The sequence below is a fragment of the Pustulibacterium marinum genome, from assembly GCF_900116665.1.
GTDB classification, from domain to species: domain Bacteria; phylum Bacteroidota; class Bacteroidia; order Flavobacteriales; family Flavobacteriaceae; genus Pustulibacterium; species Pustulibacterium marinum.
Genome location: NZ_FPBK01000013.1, coordinates 71,192 through 85,877, shown reverse-complemented (window position 1 = coordinate 85,877; position 14,686 = coordinate 71,192). Strand labels below are relative to the sequence as shown.

Sequence of the window (14,686 nt, the reverse complement as noted above, 5' to 3'; positions counted from 1 at the left end):
ATTTGACCAAAGCGCTTTTATAAAATGATGAAACAGATTTTTTGGGTAATAGGGTTGGTTTTGTGTTCGTATTACGGTTTTTCACAAAACAGTCAATTGGCCAAACAATATTTTGAAGATGGTGATTTTGATAAAGCCTTGCCTTTATATGAACAACTCTACGAAAAACAGCCCCAGAACACTACTTGGTTCAACTATGTGGTAGAATGCCAGCAACAGATGGGCAATTATGAAAAGGCTCAGGAATTACTGGAAGATAAAATTGCAGCATCTCGATTTCCACAACCGCTTTTAGAAGTAGATCTAGGGCAAAATTACATTCTACAAAAACAGCCGGAAAAAGCACAGACCTATTTTGATAAAGCCATAGCATATCTCAACGAGAAACCAGCCTATGCTGGTACCATTGGCTATCGTTTTAGAAAATATACGTTACTAGACCAAGCTGTTGAAGCGTATACACTAGCCATGAAATTGCGTCCGGAACTTAATTATAATTATCAGCTAGCAGGAATTTATGGCGAACAGGGAAACATTGAAAAAATGTTTGATACGTTTTTAACTCTTAGCCAAACCAATGACACTCAGCGCACACAAATAGAACGTGCCATTACGCAGTTCATTTCGGAAGATGCTACGGACGAAAATAATCTGCTCTTGAAAAAACTCCTGCTCAAAAGAAGTCAGACCAATCCAGCTATTATTTGGAATGAAATGTTGAGTTGGTTATTTGTACAGCAGAAACAGTACAATATGGCATTTATTCAAGAAAAAGCGATTTACAAACGTACTGATGAAATTTCTTTAGACAGATTAACGGATCTCGCTTTGGCTGCAACAGAAGATCAAGAAAAGAGCACAGCTATAGACATCTACAACTTTCTGATAGCGCATACTGAATTTGCCGAAGCAAAGCTAGATGCCGAACTAGCTATTATCAAATTAGAACTCAGTGAAAACTCGGCAGACATCAAATCGATTGAGAAAAAGTTTGATCAACTCTTGGATACGTATGGAATTAACACCCACACCATTCCATTACAAATTGCGTACGCCCATTTTATAGCCTTCAATAAAAATGAACCCAATACCGCTGAGAAACATCTTAAAAAAGTATTAGACTTACGACTTTCCCCTTTTGATGCTTCTTTATTGAAAATGGAATTGGCGGATATTTTGGTATTCGAAGAGCGTTTCAATGAAGCTTTGATCTATTATTCACAGATTCAAAAAACCATGAAAAATGATGTTGCGGGTCAAAACGCAATGTTCAAAGTGGCACAAACCAGTTTTTATAAAGGTGATTTTGATTGGGCAGAAAATCAGTTGAATATTTTAAAACAATCAACTTCTCAACTCATTGCGAATGATGCATTGCAATTGAAATTATTGATCACAGATAATTCACAAGATGATTCACTACAAGTTGCTTTGAAAATCTATGCAAAAGCAGATTTACTTGCGTATCAAAACAAAAATACAGAAGCCATAAGCCTTTTAGACTCTATTTTAATTCATCACAAAGGTGAAAGTATAGAAGACGAAGCCCTTCTCAAACAGGGAAAACTATACGAAAAAACAGGACAATTTGAAAAAGCAATTGTGAATTACGAAAAGATGTTGGCCTTTTTTGACGGCGATATTTTAACAGACGATGCGCTCTTTGCAATGGCATCTCTATACGAACATCAACTTAACGATGCTGAAAAAGCAAAAGAATATTACGAGAAAATCATCTTTAATCATCAAGACAGTATTTACTTTGTAGAAGCCAGAAAAGCGTATCGTAAATTACGTGGTGATCAAGTAGATTTATAGAAATTTTGCAATTCCTGATAGAATCATTTGAGCTGCTAAAGAACCTACAACCAATCCCATCACACGGTTCAAAACACGTAATCCGTTTACACCCAATTTCTCTTTAATGAAAGGCATACGAGCCAAAATAATATAACAAGCGAAACAACAAATAAGAATAGCAGACAATCCACTTACATAAGCTTGCCAAGTAGTAGCAGCAATACTCATGTTCAACATAGTAGTTGTAAGCCCAGGACCAACGGTTATAGGAATTGCTAAAGGAACGATACTAATATCTTCTCTTTCTTCTGCCGCCTCTTTTTCTTTTGTAGTTTGATTGGTTCTCTTCCCATATCCTTGAACCATGTTAATCGCCATCATTAATAAGATAATCCCACCAAAAACACGTAATCCATCTGGAGAAACTCCTAAAAAGCTAAATATATATTGACCAATTAAAAAAACAATGGTTAACGAAAGATATACACTTTTAGAAGCTTTTAAAGCTATTTTACGAATCTCTGTTTTGCTAATATTTTCATCTAGCAATGTAAGCATGATTACCCCTACAGAAAGTGGGTTCATAATGGTAAAAACCGAAATGGTATCAAAAAAAATGCTTCGTAATAGCTCCAATTCTCTTCCGTATTTGAAAGTGCAAAGAAGCAAAGATTTTCTTAGTTTTTAAAACAAATTATAAAAATTATGGTTTCACTATAATTTTTCCTCGTGTAGCACCTGTTTCTATCTGTTTATGAACGGCTTGCATCTCGGAAAGTGAATACGATTCCGAAACATGAGGCACTAATATTTCCTGTTCCAATAATTCGGCTAGTTTTTGCATCCATGTTTTATCTGCATGCATCATTACCGTATGTCCATTCACTGGTTTATGCTGTACTTTCTCCAGAAACAATTCAAACGAATTTGATGGTACACAAAGCACATCTCCACCAGGTCGAGTAACAAGAATGGAATCATCAATACTGTGCAATCCTACCAAATCTAGCACTACATCATATTCATCTTCATAGGCTTTGTAGTCCACTTTTTTATAATCAATATGAGCCTCAGCTCCTAAAGTTTCCAGAATAAACTTTTTGTTTTTCTTGGAAGAAGAAGCAGTCACATGTGCTCCAATATATTTTGCATATTGAATAGCAAAATGCCCCACACCTCCTGCTCCTGCATGAATAAGAACAGAATCATCTTTTGAAAGCTGAATGGTTTCTGAAAGTGCTTGCAACGCCGTTAAAGCCGCTACCGGACTCGCCGCTGCTGCTTCAAATGAAATTCCGTCTGGAATTTTCACCATATTTTGTGTTGGTGTCGCTACATACTCGGCATAAGTTTTCGCAAAACCAGGTTGATTAGGAATACCAAAAACACGATCTCCAATTTCAAAATCAGTAACATCATTTCCAAGTGCTACAACCGTTCCGGCGACATCTTTTCCTAAAATTATCGGAAATTCTACATACTTCATTTTCGCAGCAAAAGCTTTTCCTTGTCTTGCTTTTGCATCTACTGGATTAATTCCTATAGCTTCAATTTTGATTAGAATTTCGTTGATTTTAAGTTTTGGAGTTTCAACATCGGTATATTTTAAATTTTCAATACCTCCAAATTCAGGTAAGATCACTGCTTTCATAACTATGTTATTCAAATTGCGTATATTCAATAAATCCAAATTACCAGAGGATTTCCAATAAACCAAGCTATATTTGCCAATCTTTACTTAAAAAAAGCAATAGATATGTTTATTTACAACGTAACAACAAACATAGACGATTCGGTACACCAACAATGGTTACAATGGATGCAGGAAACTCATATTCCTGATATGATTGCCACCGGAAAATTTACCGAAGCAAAAATTGTAAAGGTTTTAGTGGAAGAAGAAATGGGTGGCCAAACCTACTCTGTACAATACACCACAGACAGCAAGGCTACTTTGCAAGACTTTTACCTTAATGATTCTGACCGTTTGAAACGTGAAGTCTTGGTAAAATTTGCCGATAAAATTGTTTCTTTTGAAACCGAATTGCAAATTGTAAGCGAACACTAGAATACTATGATGGATAACGTACGCGCCAAGAAACATTTAGGGCAACACTTTCTCACAGATGAGAACATTGCTCGTAAAATTGCAGATTCCTTAACGCTGGAAGGCTACAAAAATGTACTGGAAATTGGTCCGGGAATGGGTGTACTTACCAAATATTTGCTAGACAAACCTATTACAACGTATGTGATTGAAATTGATACCGAATCGGTAGAATATTTACAAACGCATTATCTAAATCTGACAAGTAGAATTATCAGCAAAGACTTTTTGAAATATAACATCCGAGAAGTTTTTAATGATGAACCTTTTGCCATCATAGGAAACTTTCCTTACAACATTTCATCACAAATTGTTTTTAGAGCTTTGGAAATGAGAGATCAAGTTCCGGAGTTTTCAGGAATGTTTCAAAAAGAAGTTGCAGAGCGTATTTGCGAAAAGCCTGGTACTAAAGCATACGGTATATTATCTGTACTTGCACAAGCTTTTTACGATGTTGAATACTTGTTTACCGTTTCGGAAAAAGTTTTCAATCCACCACCAAAAGTGAAAAGTGGCGTAATGCGAATGATTCGAAAAGAAAACTACCAGTTACCATGTGATGAAAAATTGTTTTTTAGAGTGGTAAAAACAGCTTTTAACCAGCGAAGAAAAACATTGCGTAATAGTTTAAAAACATTTCAATTGGCAGATAATATAAAAGAACATAGTATCTTTGGGCAGCGTCCGGAGCAATTAGGTGTTACAGACTTTATTGAACTAACGCAACTGATAGAAAAAGAGCAATAGAAACTACTCTGTGACCGTCCACAAAGTAATTATAGAAAGATAATTTTTTCGATTATTCAAGAACATTCTTGGTTATCGAGTAAATGCGCAAGGGATTGCAGCAAGCTACCATGTAGCGCGTAAAGCCCGACCCCCAAATTGCATTTGGGGATGCGCCCAAAAAGAAAGGCTATGACTCCATTTAAACTCACCGACGAACTTATTGAGGAAATTGAACATCTGATAGATAACAATGACAAGCATGCATTGCTTGACTTAATGAAGGATATTCACTACGCCGATGTTGCCGAGATCATAGACGAATTAAACCTAGACGAAGCCACTTATCTTATAAAGCTGCTCGAAAGTAAGAAAACTTCAGACGTACTTACTGAGCTAGATGAAGGCATTAGAGATCGGATTCTTGAAAATTTGACCGCCAAAGAAATTGCGGACGAAATTAGAGAATTAGATACCGATGATGCCGCGGATATTATTAGCGAACTGCCAGATGAAAGACGTGAAGAAGTAATCTCTTATATTGATGATCACGAACACGCTAAAGACATTGTAGAACTTTTACGTTATGATGAAGATACCGCCGGTGGTTTGATGGCGAAAGAATTGGTGAAAGTAAACGAAAACTGGACAGTGCTTAATTGTATTGGGGAAATGCGTGCTCAGGCGGAAAATGTAACCAGAGTACATTCCATTTATGTAGTTGATGATAACGAGAAGCTTTTAGGAAGATTATCTTTAAAAGATTTATTGACCGCCTCTACCAAAAGCGCTATCAAAGACGTTTACATCCGAAAAGTAGATTATGTATCGGTTCATGAAACGGCGGAAGAAGTTGCTAGAATCATGGCAAAATATGACTTGGAAGCCATTCCGGTTGTAGATGAAACCAATCGTTTGGTGGGTAGAATTACTATTGATGATATTGTAGACGTTATCCGTGATGAAGCTGAACGTGATTATAATATGGCAGCAGGTATCTCTGGAGATATTGAAGCAAAAGACAGTATTTTAAAACTTACGAAAGCACGTTTACCTTGGTTACTCATTGGTACCTTTGGTGGAATGATGGCCGCCGGTATCATATCGTCTTTTCAAGAAGGCATGGGCGATTATATTATACTGCTGAGTTTTGTTCCGCTTATTCAGGCAACCGCCGGAAATGTTGGTGTACAATCTTCGGCAATTGTAGTGCAAGGTTTGGCAAACGATTCTATAGACGGTGAAATCATGGGTAGATTATTCAAAGAATTTTTACTGGCATTGGTTAACGGAGGCTCTATTGCATTCTTAGTTTTGTTGATTAGTCACTTTGGTTTTGGCACAGAATATTTAATCTCTGCAACTATTGGAATCGCTATTATCTCGGTAATTATTATAGCCGCAATCATTGGAACCTTTATTCCAATTTTTCTAGATAAAAAAGGAATAGATCCTGCTGTTGCAACCGGTCCGTTTATCACAACAAGTAATGATATTTTTGGAATCTTGGTCTACTTTTCTATTGCCAAATTGATTCTCGGTTTTTAAGAAAACAGCTCTTTTTTTCATAGTTATTTTACATAGATTTCCTAGCAAACTTTGTAACTTTGTCTCTTAAAAGTCAATGTTATGAAAATACTTCACTTAGACACAAATCACCCGTTATTACTAGAAAACCTAAACGCTTTAGGTTTTGAAAACCATGAAGATTACCTTTCTCCAAAATTGAAGGTATCTCAGAAAATTAATGAGTATGACGGTATTATTATAAGAAGTCGTTTTTCTTTAGATAAGGCATTTTTAGAAAAAGCAACCAATTTGAAATTTATTGCCCGCGTTGGTGCCGGTGTAGAAAATATAGATAGCGAATACGCTACTGAAAAAGGTATAAAACTAATCGCTGCACCAGAAGGTAATAGAAACGCCGTAGCAGAGCATTCTTTAGGTATGCTATTAAATCTTTTGAATAACATTAAAGGTGCTAACCGCAAGGTTCGTAAAGGAAAATGGCTACGTGAGCCTTTTAGAGGAGAAGAACTAGATGGTAAAACTGTAGGTATTATAGGATATGGATATATGGGAAAAGCTTTTGCAAAAAAACTAAGAGGTTTTGATGTAGAAGTTCTTTGCTACGATGTCAAAGAAAATGTAGGTGACGAAAACGCTACACAGGTTTCTTTGAAAGAACTTCAGGAAAAAGCAGATGTAGTAAGTATCAACTGTAACATCAACCCTACTAGTGAAGGATTGGTTAATGCAGAATTCATTAACGGATTTGCAAAACCTTTCTATTTCTTGAACACTGCCAGAGGTAAAATTGTAGTTACCGAAGAATTGGTAAGAGCATTAAAAATTGGAAAAATCAAAGGTGCTGGTTTAGATGTTTTAGAGTATGAAAAAACTTCATTTGAAGGATTGTATGAAGATGGAGTTATGCCAGATGCTTTGAAATATTTAACTAAATCTTACGATGTAATTGTAACTCCACACATTGCTGGATGGACGCACGAAAGCAACGTAAAATTAGCCGAAGTAATTTTAGACAAAATAAAAGCAGATTTTTGCTAAATTAGAAGTCACAAAAGAATCTAACTTTTAGATGTATGACTTCAAAAGCTACCACTCCGGAAGACTATATTGCAGAACTTCCGGATGAAAGAAAAGCTGCAATTATAAAATTAAGAGAGACCATTCTCTCTAACCTTCCCAAAGGTTTCAAAGAGGGTATGAGTTACGGCATGGTTGGCTATGTTGTACCACATACCCTTTATCCTGCGGGATATCACTGTTCTCCAGAACTTCCACTACCTTTTATGAGTTTTGCTTCACAAAAGAACTTTATAGCATTATACCATATGGGTATGTATGCTAAAAAAGAATTACTAGATTGGTTTGTTGAGGAATATCCAAAACATTGCAAGTATAAAATAGACATGGGAAAGAGCTGTATTCGATTTAAAAAGATTGATGCAATTCCTTTTGAACTTATTGCAGAATTAGTTCAAAAAATGACTCCAGAAGAGTGGATTGAAATTTACGAAACCAACCTAAAAAGATAATTATATGAAGAAACGCGTTACCGGCCTTGGAGGATTCTTTTTCAAATCGGAAGATCCAGATGCGGCAAAAGAATGGTACCAAAATCATTTAGGGCTAAATACAGATCAATATGGCTGTACTTTTTGGTGGAAAGATGAAGATGGAAAAGATGCCTCTACACAATGGAGTCCAATGAATGCCGATACCAAGTATTTTGAACCTAGCCAAAAGCAATTCATGATGAACTTTCGTGTAGAAAATTTGGAAGAATTGTTAGCCACTTTAAAGGAAGAAGGTGTAACTATTGTTGGAGAAATGGAAAGTTATAGTTACGGAAAATTTGGTTGGATTCTAGACCCAGAAGGTAATAAACTAGAACTATGGGAACCTGTGGACGAAGCTTTTAAATAAATCAAAAACTAACATACTAATGGAAATTGTAAATCAACCTACCGAAAACAAAAAAATAATTGCCGGCATCATGGGAATCCTTTTTGGAGTATTTGGTATTCATAAGTTTATACTTGGATATACCAAAGAAGGCATTATTCTATTATTGGTTTCACTAATCACCTGTGGTACCGCAGGCAGTATCATTGGCCTTATTGAAGGAATTGTATATTTAACCAAAACAGACGAAGAGTTCTATAGAATTTACCAAGTAGGGAAACGTCCTTGGTTTTAATCTTTTTCAGGTAATTCATAATCTAATGGGAGCATATCTTTAAAACGAAGTGTTCCCATATATCCACCAAACAAAAGTCCTTGGATAGGCGAAAAATTTCCATTTCTGTCAATGTAAATGGTATCAGATTCTATCTCTAAAAAAGATTGCTGTCTTCCGTATAGAATATCATATTTTTTCTTAGTGCTCACCAATTGAGTTCCGCCTAATGTGTCTTTGATGGCCAAATAATCTTCCGGTTTCTTTACCGCCAACCTGTTTTGGTATAGCGTAAAATCTGCACGCTTTAAACCCTGTTTCAGATCTTCGCTTCTGATTAAAGTTCGTATTAAATGCAAAGAAGAACCCAAGTAACTGTTTTTTCTTCTTCTATCATATTTTGATTCGTTATTCCCTACGTCTTTAAAGAAACTGGTTCCTGCAAAATAGACACTCTTCAACTGAAATTCACTCAAACTATTTCTATAATAATCTGCAGAAAACCCCACTAAATTATAACTCACATCGTACGCTAAATAACCATTCTTTATTTGTAGCGGCTCTTTGGCAAATGCTATCAATTTATGACTTTTCATATTGTAGGTTACTACAATAGCATCTTCATTTTCTATGGTACATTGGTTCTTGTACGAACTTCCTAAAAACTGCTTTTTAAATACTTCAAGCTTTTCCTCTCTACTAAAAGGATCTGCTTGCAAAACCACTTCATCTAGCCCAAAAGAGGTTTCCCGTAAATAAATTTTGAAGGTTTTGGCTTCGTAAGGATTTGAAATCAGAAGTGTTTCATACCCCATATAACTCACAATGAGATCCGAAGATAATTTGTAGGGCGTAGTAAGCGAAAAATATCCTTTGGAATTGGTGACAGTACCCAAAGAAGTTCCATCAAAATAAACCGCAACTCCTTGAATAGGTTGTTCAGTTGCCTTGTCAAAAACATAGCCCGTAATGGTTTCTGCTTTCAGTATAAAAACCGAAAACAAACAAACGATACTACAAGCAAATGCTTTTAAGCTCACACCACATTAAGATTCAGGTTGATTATGATGGGCATCCCCCATAAATTTACGTTCTAGCTCTGCCTGAAATTCTTCCATTACCGGTTTTACAGTACTCTCTGGAAGATCGGCTATGCGTATGTACATCAATCCGTCTACTGAATTGTTGAACAATGGATCTACATTAAACGCCACAACTTTGGCATTTTGTTTTATGTATTTTTTGATAAGCACCGGCAAACGTAAATTACCAGGTTCTACCTCATCAATAATTTTATCAAACTTGTTAAGATCTGCCTCTGTTTCATCAAAAATGAAATCTTTATCAGCATCCTTCAGTTTTACTTTAAATTCTTTTTTCGGTTTGATATATTGCGCCACATACGGATCATAGTAATTCGATTTCATGAATTCAATCATTAACGACTTTGAAAAGTTCGAAAACTGATTACTGATACTCACGCCACCAATCAAGTACTTATGTTCAGGATAGCGCAATGTAGTATGCACAATTCCTTTCCATAGTAAGAATAAAGGCATTGGTTTTTGCTGATATTCTTTTATTATAAATGCACGCCCCATTTCTATAGATTCACGCATCATTTTGTACAACTCTGGCTCAAAACGGAAAAGATCATGCAGGTAAAATCCTCCAATACCATGAGCATCAAAAATTTGTCTACCCAATCCCATTCGGTAAGCTCCTACCAATGTATTGGTATCATCATCCCACAAGAACATATGATGATAATATGTATCAAAACTATCTAAATCTATAGATTGATTGGTTCCTTCGCCAACTTCTCTAAACGTAATTTCTCGCAGCCTACCTATCTCTTTTAAAACATTTGGAATTTGGTGTGACTCTGCCAAAAACACTTCGTAATTCTTACTTTTCAACAAGCGACAATCTTCACGCAATTTTGCCACTTCTACCATCATCTCTTCTCTGCAAACAGGAGTAATGATATCTTTGGGAGCAGCTTTTGGCAATTTCACTTTGGAAGGTAATTGTTTGAATATACTCTCCTTCTCGTATGCATTGGAGAGCACATATGTTTTGCGTCTTAGAAAATCTGATAATTCTTCAAGCGTTTGTTGCTCTTTCTGCGCTTCTACAGAAATAGGACGACCAATTCTTACTTTGATCACTCTTCTATTTTGCGTTAACAATTCTGAAGGTAATTTGGCAGTTCTAAGAGTATCGCTAATTTTTGAAAGACGGTAAAAAAGTCGGCTATTTTTTGCATGAAAATAAATAGGAACTACCGGAACTTCTGCTCTTTGAATGAGTTTTATAGCGGTTTCTTCCCAAGGGCGATCAACAATAAGTTTTCCATCTTTATAGGTAGAAACTTCTCCAGCAGGAAAAATTCCTAACGGATTTCCTTCTCTTAAATGCATAATTGCACGCTTAAAACCGGCAACGCTAGATTTAGCATCTTTCCGACTTTCAAACGGATTTACGGGCATAATAAAAGGAGAAAGCGGCTCTATTCTGTTCAATAGAAAATTGGCCATGATCTTAAATTGAGAGTGTTGCTCAATCATCAATCTTAACAATAAAATACCGTCTACGCCACCCAATGGATGGTTAGAAATGGTAATGTATGCTCCGTCTTTGGGAAGTCTTTTAAAATCCTCTTCGGGAATTTCAAAACGAATGTTGAATTCACCCATAATAGCATTCAGAAACTCTATACCTTCTAAATGCTTATTACGATCATAAATTTTATTGAGTTCAGATATTTTAAGAACTTTCATAAATATCCAACCTATGAAAGTTCCTAAAAAACCATATTTGTCTATATGTATTGCTTTTGCTACTTCCTTTGCTGTAACTAATCCCATCTACAAAATGTTATACAAACAAAGATAGCAAAAAGCCTTTGGTTATTTAGATACAATTTGAACTGTATCCTGTAAACGTTGTTTTAATAGTATATCTTTATCTGCTTCAATAGCTTCCAAAGCCTCTGCAGTTACGTGTCTTACAGTATATAACGAAACACCTTCGTAGCATTCAATTTTAAATTTACCTCGTAATTTTGTTAATAACGATTCAAGTGTATTAAATTTATTTTCAGCACATACCGAAAAACTAATTGCCGAATTTTGAATCACATCTACCTTCATTTTTGCCTCGTGTAAGAGTCTGAAGATCTCACTTATGTTTTCTTCAACTATGAATGAGAAATCTAAAGATGAAAGTGAAATCAATACCTGATTTTTCTTAACAATAAAACACGGAACAAAAGGCTCCAAATCTTTTCCTTTACCTACAGTAGTGCCGGCTGCAGTAGGATTCAAAAACGATTTTACATGCAACGGAATTTCTTTTCTCTGAAGCGGTTGTAATGTTTTTGGGTGAATTACCGAAGCTCCATAGAATGCTAACTCAATAGCTTCTTGATATGAAATTTGATGTAATAACTGAGCATTTTCAAAATACCTAGGATCTGCATTCAATACACCAGGAACATCTTTCCATATGGTAACGTTTTCAGCATTTAAACAATATGCAAAAATAGCCGCAGTATAGTCAGAACCTTCTCTACCCAAAGTTGTAGTAAAATTGTTATCATCACTCCCTACAAATCCTTGTGTAATATTTAAAAGATCTTTATTTACGTTCTCCGTAATTTCTTGTTGCGTAGCTTCCCAATTTACTTTTGCATCACGGTAACTGGCATCTGTTTTTATTAAAGTACGCACATCTAACCACGTATTCTTAATACCATTCTCTTGCATGTATTGGCTGATGATGGTTGTAGAAACCAGTTCACCAAAACTCACAACTTGATCATAAACAAAACTATAATTTGGTGATTTGTTTCTATCCAAGAAAGAAGTTAACTCTCCAAAAAGTCCATCAACTTTCCAAAAAACAGGATGGTTTTCATTATCAAAAAGATCTAACAAAATACTATTATGGTATTTTTTGATTTCTTGAATAGAACTTTGTAACTCTTGTTTGTTCTCAAAGTAATTTTTCACCACCAATTCTAAGGCATTGGTAGTTTTTCCCATTGCAGAAACCACCAACAAAGTACCTTCGTAGCCAACGGTTTGCAGCACGTTTACTACATTTTTTACACCTTCCGCATCTTTTACAGATGCACCACCAAATTTAAAAATTCGCATTGCTACAGTTTATTAATATAATTTTGTATTCCTTGCTCATCTAATTGTACCACATCCCAATCTCTTAGTACTGCAGCACCATTATTTTCATAAAATTTTATTGCAGGCTCATTCCAGTCAAGAACTGCCCATTCTATTCGTTTTAGCTTTTGTTCATGTCCAAACTCAATCACTTTTGTTAACAACGCTTTTCCAATACCGCGTCCTCGAGCACTTTCGGTAACAATTAGATCTTCTAAATGAATTGTTTTTCCTTTCCAGGTAGAATATCTGTTATAAAACAAAGCTATTCCCAAGATCTTTTGATTTTCCTCTGCTACGAAACATGTAAAAGCAGGTTGCTCTCCAAATCCATCTGTTTGTAAATCTTCAATAGTAACCTCAACTGCATCGGGCTCCTTTTCATAAACAGCAAGTTCATGAATCAAATTCCAGACTTGAGACATGTCTTCTTTTGTTGCTAATCGAACACTAAAACTCATTTTATAAATATATGTTTTATTTATAACACAAAGTTACAAATTTAAAAATTTAATATTTAGCGAAATCGTTATCGTTTAACAATTTTGTCGATATTTGTAAGGAATCACAACTAAACATCTAAAAAACACTTATGACGAAAAAAAACCAAACACTTGGAGAGTTTATTATTGAAAATCAAACTTCTTTTCAATACTCTACAGGTGAACTCTCGAAGCTGATCAATGCCATTAGGCTTGCAGCAAAGGTAGTTAACCATGAAGTGAGTAAAGCTGGGTTAGTGGACATTCTGGGAGCCGCCGGCGATACAAACATTCAGGGGGAAGACCAACAAAAACTAGACGTGTTGGCAAACGAAAAATTTATCCAAGCACTTACCAATCGCGAGATTGTCTGCGGTATTGCTTCGGAAGAAGAAGATGAATTCATTAGTATTAATAGCAACGACAAGAATCATCAGAACAAATATGTTGTGTTGATTGACCCTTTGGACGGCTCTAGCAATATTGATGTCAATGTTTCTGTAGGAACTATTTTTTCTATATACAGAAGAGTTACTCCAATTGGAACTCCGGTACAATTAGAAGATTTTTTACAACCGGGGCGTAACCAAGTTGCAGCGGGTTATATTATCTACGGAACTTCTACAATGATCGTTTATTCCACCGGAGATGGTGTAAATGGTTTTACATTGAACCCTGCTATTGGAAGCTATTATTTATCCAATCCAGATATTAAAATTCCTGAAGATGGAAAAATCTATTCTGTAAATGAAGGTCATTATGTTCATTTTCATCAAGGTGTAAAAGATTACATCAAATATTGTCAAAAAGAAGAAGGTGACCGCCCTTACACTTCAAGATACATAGGCTCTTTAGCATCCGATTTTCACAGAAATATGATCAAAGGCGGTATTTACATGTACCCTAAGAGCTCTAAACAGGAAGAAGGTAAATTAAGACTTTTGTACGAGTGTAACCCAATGGCTTTTTTAGCGGAACAAGCCGGCGGAAAAGCTAGCGATGGTTACATGCCTATTTTAGACATTCAACCTAAAGAACTACACCAAAGGGTTCCGTTTTTCTGCGGAAGTAAAAATATGGTTGACAAAGTGGAAGAGTTTATTCAAAAAGCAAATCCAAAACAATAGTCATAAAAAAACCGGGCTAAAAGCTCGGTTTTTTTTTATTATCTGTTCATATGTTTTATTTCTTCCTTGAAGGTTTCTAAATCTACCTTCAAACTTAGCAAGTGCATTGCTTTTTTCACTATAAATTCTACATTACCTGGAGAAAATCCTAATCCGATTCCTAACTTAATCATCATATTCATTTCTTCATCATCTGCCAAGTGATCTGCATACACAATTCTTGCAATATCGTACAAACGCTCCAATCTTGCTTCATACAACACTGGCGGGTTAATTGGATATTTTGCAGGGTTCTTTAAAATCTCTTCTTTTTGAGAATCTGGAATCTCTAGATTATGCGCCAATCTATCTATAAACGCACGCTCTTCTTCATTGATTTCACCATCAGATAATGCAACTCTTACAATAGATGCAAAATGATCGCGATTACGATCAAGAAACCCACTTGAATATAAATCTGAAAATGCCATTATTTAGTTTTTAGTGAGGCAAATATACATATTCCACAATTTTCTTATTATTTTTTTTTGCGAAAGATTATTTATGGAATATATAAC

At 35.5% G+C, this 14,686-nt stretch carries 16 protein-coding genes; 9 read left to right on the top strand and 7 right to left on the bottom strand.

Annotation, left to right across the window (positions count from 1 at the left end):
• The first annotated feature begins 27 nt into the window (after positions 1-27).
• Entirely contained in the window at positions 28-1,818 is a 1,791-nt protein-coding gene (locus BM383_RS15220; protein WP_093026037.1) for a tetratricopeptide repeat protein, read from the top strand.
• Here the strand turns inward: BM383_RS15220 and BM383_RS15215 are convergent.
• Positions 1,813-2,469: a MarC family protein gene (locus BM383_RS15215; RefSeq protein WP_093026005.1), complete on the bottom strand. Its 657-nt coding sequence runs from the start codon at positions 2,467-2,469 to the stop codon at positions 1,813-1,815. The two genes, BM383_RS15220 and BM383_RS15215, sit on opposite strands and share 6 nt — an antisense overlap.
• Before the next feature lie 34 nt (positions 2,470-2,503).
• Positions 2,504-3,451, bottom strand: a complete 948-nt coding sequence (locus tag BM383_RS15210; protein WP_093026004.1) for an NADP-dependent oxidoreductase — start codon at positions 3,449-3,451, stop codon at positions 2,504-2,506.
• 105 nt (positions 3,452-3,556) lie between these two features.
• Between BM383_RS15210 and BM383_RS15205 the strand changes: the two genes are divergently transcribed.
• The 7 genes from BM383_RS15205 to BM383_RS15175 all read left to right on the top strand — a co-directional run bounded on the left by BM383_RS15205 (position 3,557) and on the right by BM383_RS15175 (position 8,357).
• Positions 3,557-3,868: a DUF4286 family protein gene (locus BM383_RS15205; RefSeq protein ID WP_093026003.1), complete on the top strand. Its 312-nt coding sequence runs from the start codon at positions 3,557-3,559 to the stop codon at positions 3,866-3,868.
• Positions 3,869-3,877: 9 nt separating this feature from the next.
• Positions 3,878-4,654 (top strand): 16S rRNA (adenine(1518)-N(6)/adenine(1519)-N(6))-dimethyltransferase RsmA, encoded by a 777-nt coding sequence (gene rsmA, locus BM383_RS15200; RefSeq protein ID WP_093026036.1) that lies wholly within the window; start codon positions 3,878-3,880, stop codon positions 4,652-4,654.
• Between the two features lie 171 nt (positions 4,655-4,825).
• On the top strand, positions 4,826-6,181 hold the full coding sequence (gene mgtE, locus BM383_RS15195; protein WP_093026002.1) for a magnesium transporter: 1,356 nt from the start codon (positions 4,826-4,828) through the stop codon (positions 6,179-6,181).
• Between the two features lie 81 nt (positions 6,182-6,262).
• Positions 6,263-7,201: an NAD(P)-dependent oxidoreductase gene (locus tag BM383_RS15190; RefSeq protein WP_093026001.1), complete on the top strand. Its 939-nt coding sequence runs from the start codon at positions 6,263-6,265 to the stop codon at positions 7,199-7,201.
• A gap of 35 nt (positions 7,202-7,236) precedes the next feature.
• Entirely contained in the window at positions 7,237-7,692 is a 456-nt protein-coding gene (locus BM383_RS15185) for a DUF1801 domain-containing protein (protein WP_093026000.1), read from the top strand.
• A gap of 4 nt (positions 7,693-7,696) precedes the next feature.
• Complete coding sequence (locus BM383_RS15180; RefSeq protein ID WP_093025999.1) at positions 7,697-8,083, top strand: VOC family protein; 387 nt, start codon at positions 7,697-7,699, stop codon at positions 8,081-8,083.
• A gap of 19 nt (positions 8,084-8,102) precedes the next feature.
• The gene (locus BM383_RS15175) at positions 8,103-8,357 is read left to right on the top strand and encodes a TM2 domain-containing protein (RefSeq protein ID WP_093025998.1); all 255 of its coding nucleotides are present in this window, start codon (positions 8,103-8,105) and stop codon (positions 8,355-8,357) included.
• Here BM383_RS15175 and BM383_RS15170 read toward each other — a convergent pair.
• Genes BM383_RS15170 through BM383_RS15155 form a run of 4 tightly spaced genes read right to left on the bottom strand, consistent with a single transcriptional unit; the run spans position 8,354 to position 12,981 of the window.
• On the bottom strand, positions 8,354-9,376 hold the full coding sequence (locus BM383_RS15170) for a carboxypeptidase-like regulatory domain-containing protein (RefSeq protein WP_093025997.1): 1,023 nt from the start codon (positions 9,374-9,376) through the stop codon (positions 8,354-8,356). The genes BM383_RS15175 and BM383_RS15170 overlap by 4 nt on opposite strands.
• A 6-nt stretch (positions 9,377-9,382) precedes the next feature.
• A complete protein-coding gene (locus BM383_RS15165; protein WP_093025996.1) occupies positions 9,383-11,206 on the bottom strand; it encodes a GNAT family N-acyltransferase in 1,824 nt (607 codons plus the stop codon).
• A 42-nt stretch (positions 11,207-11,248) separates the two neighbouring features.
• The gene (locus tag BM383_RS15160) at positions 11,249-12,499 is read right to left on the bottom strand and encodes an aspartate kinase (RefSeq protein ID WP_093025995.1); all 1,251 of its coding nucleotides are present in this window, start codon (positions 12,497-12,499) and stop codon (positions 11,249-11,251) included.
• A gap of 2 nt (positions 12,500-12,501) precedes the next feature.
• Positions 12,502-12,981, bottom strand: a complete 480-nt coding sequence (locus tag BM383_RS15155) for a GNAT family N-acetyltransferase (protein WP_093025994.1) — start codon at positions 12,979-12,981, stop codon at positions 12,502-12,504.
• A 131-nt stretch (positions 12,982-13,112) separates the two neighbouring features.
• Between BM383_RS15155 and fbp the strand changes: the two genes are divergently transcribed.
• Positions 13,113-14,129 (top strand): class 1 fructose-bisphosphatase, encoded by a 1,017-nt coding sequence (gene fbp / locus BM383_RS15150; protein ID WP_093025993.1) that lies wholly within the window; start codon positions 13,113-13,115, stop codon positions 14,127-14,129.
• A gap of 38 nt (positions 14,130-14,167) precedes the next feature.
• Here fbp and BM383_RS15145 read toward each other — a convergent pair whose 3' ends face one another.
• Positions 14,168-14,599, bottom strand: coding sequence for a tellurite resistance TerB family protein (locus BM383_RS15145; RefSeq protein WP_093025992.1), 432 nt, complete (start codon positions 14,597-14,599; stop codon positions 14,168-14,170).
• Between the last annotated feature and the right edge of the window lie 87 nt (positions 14,600-14,686).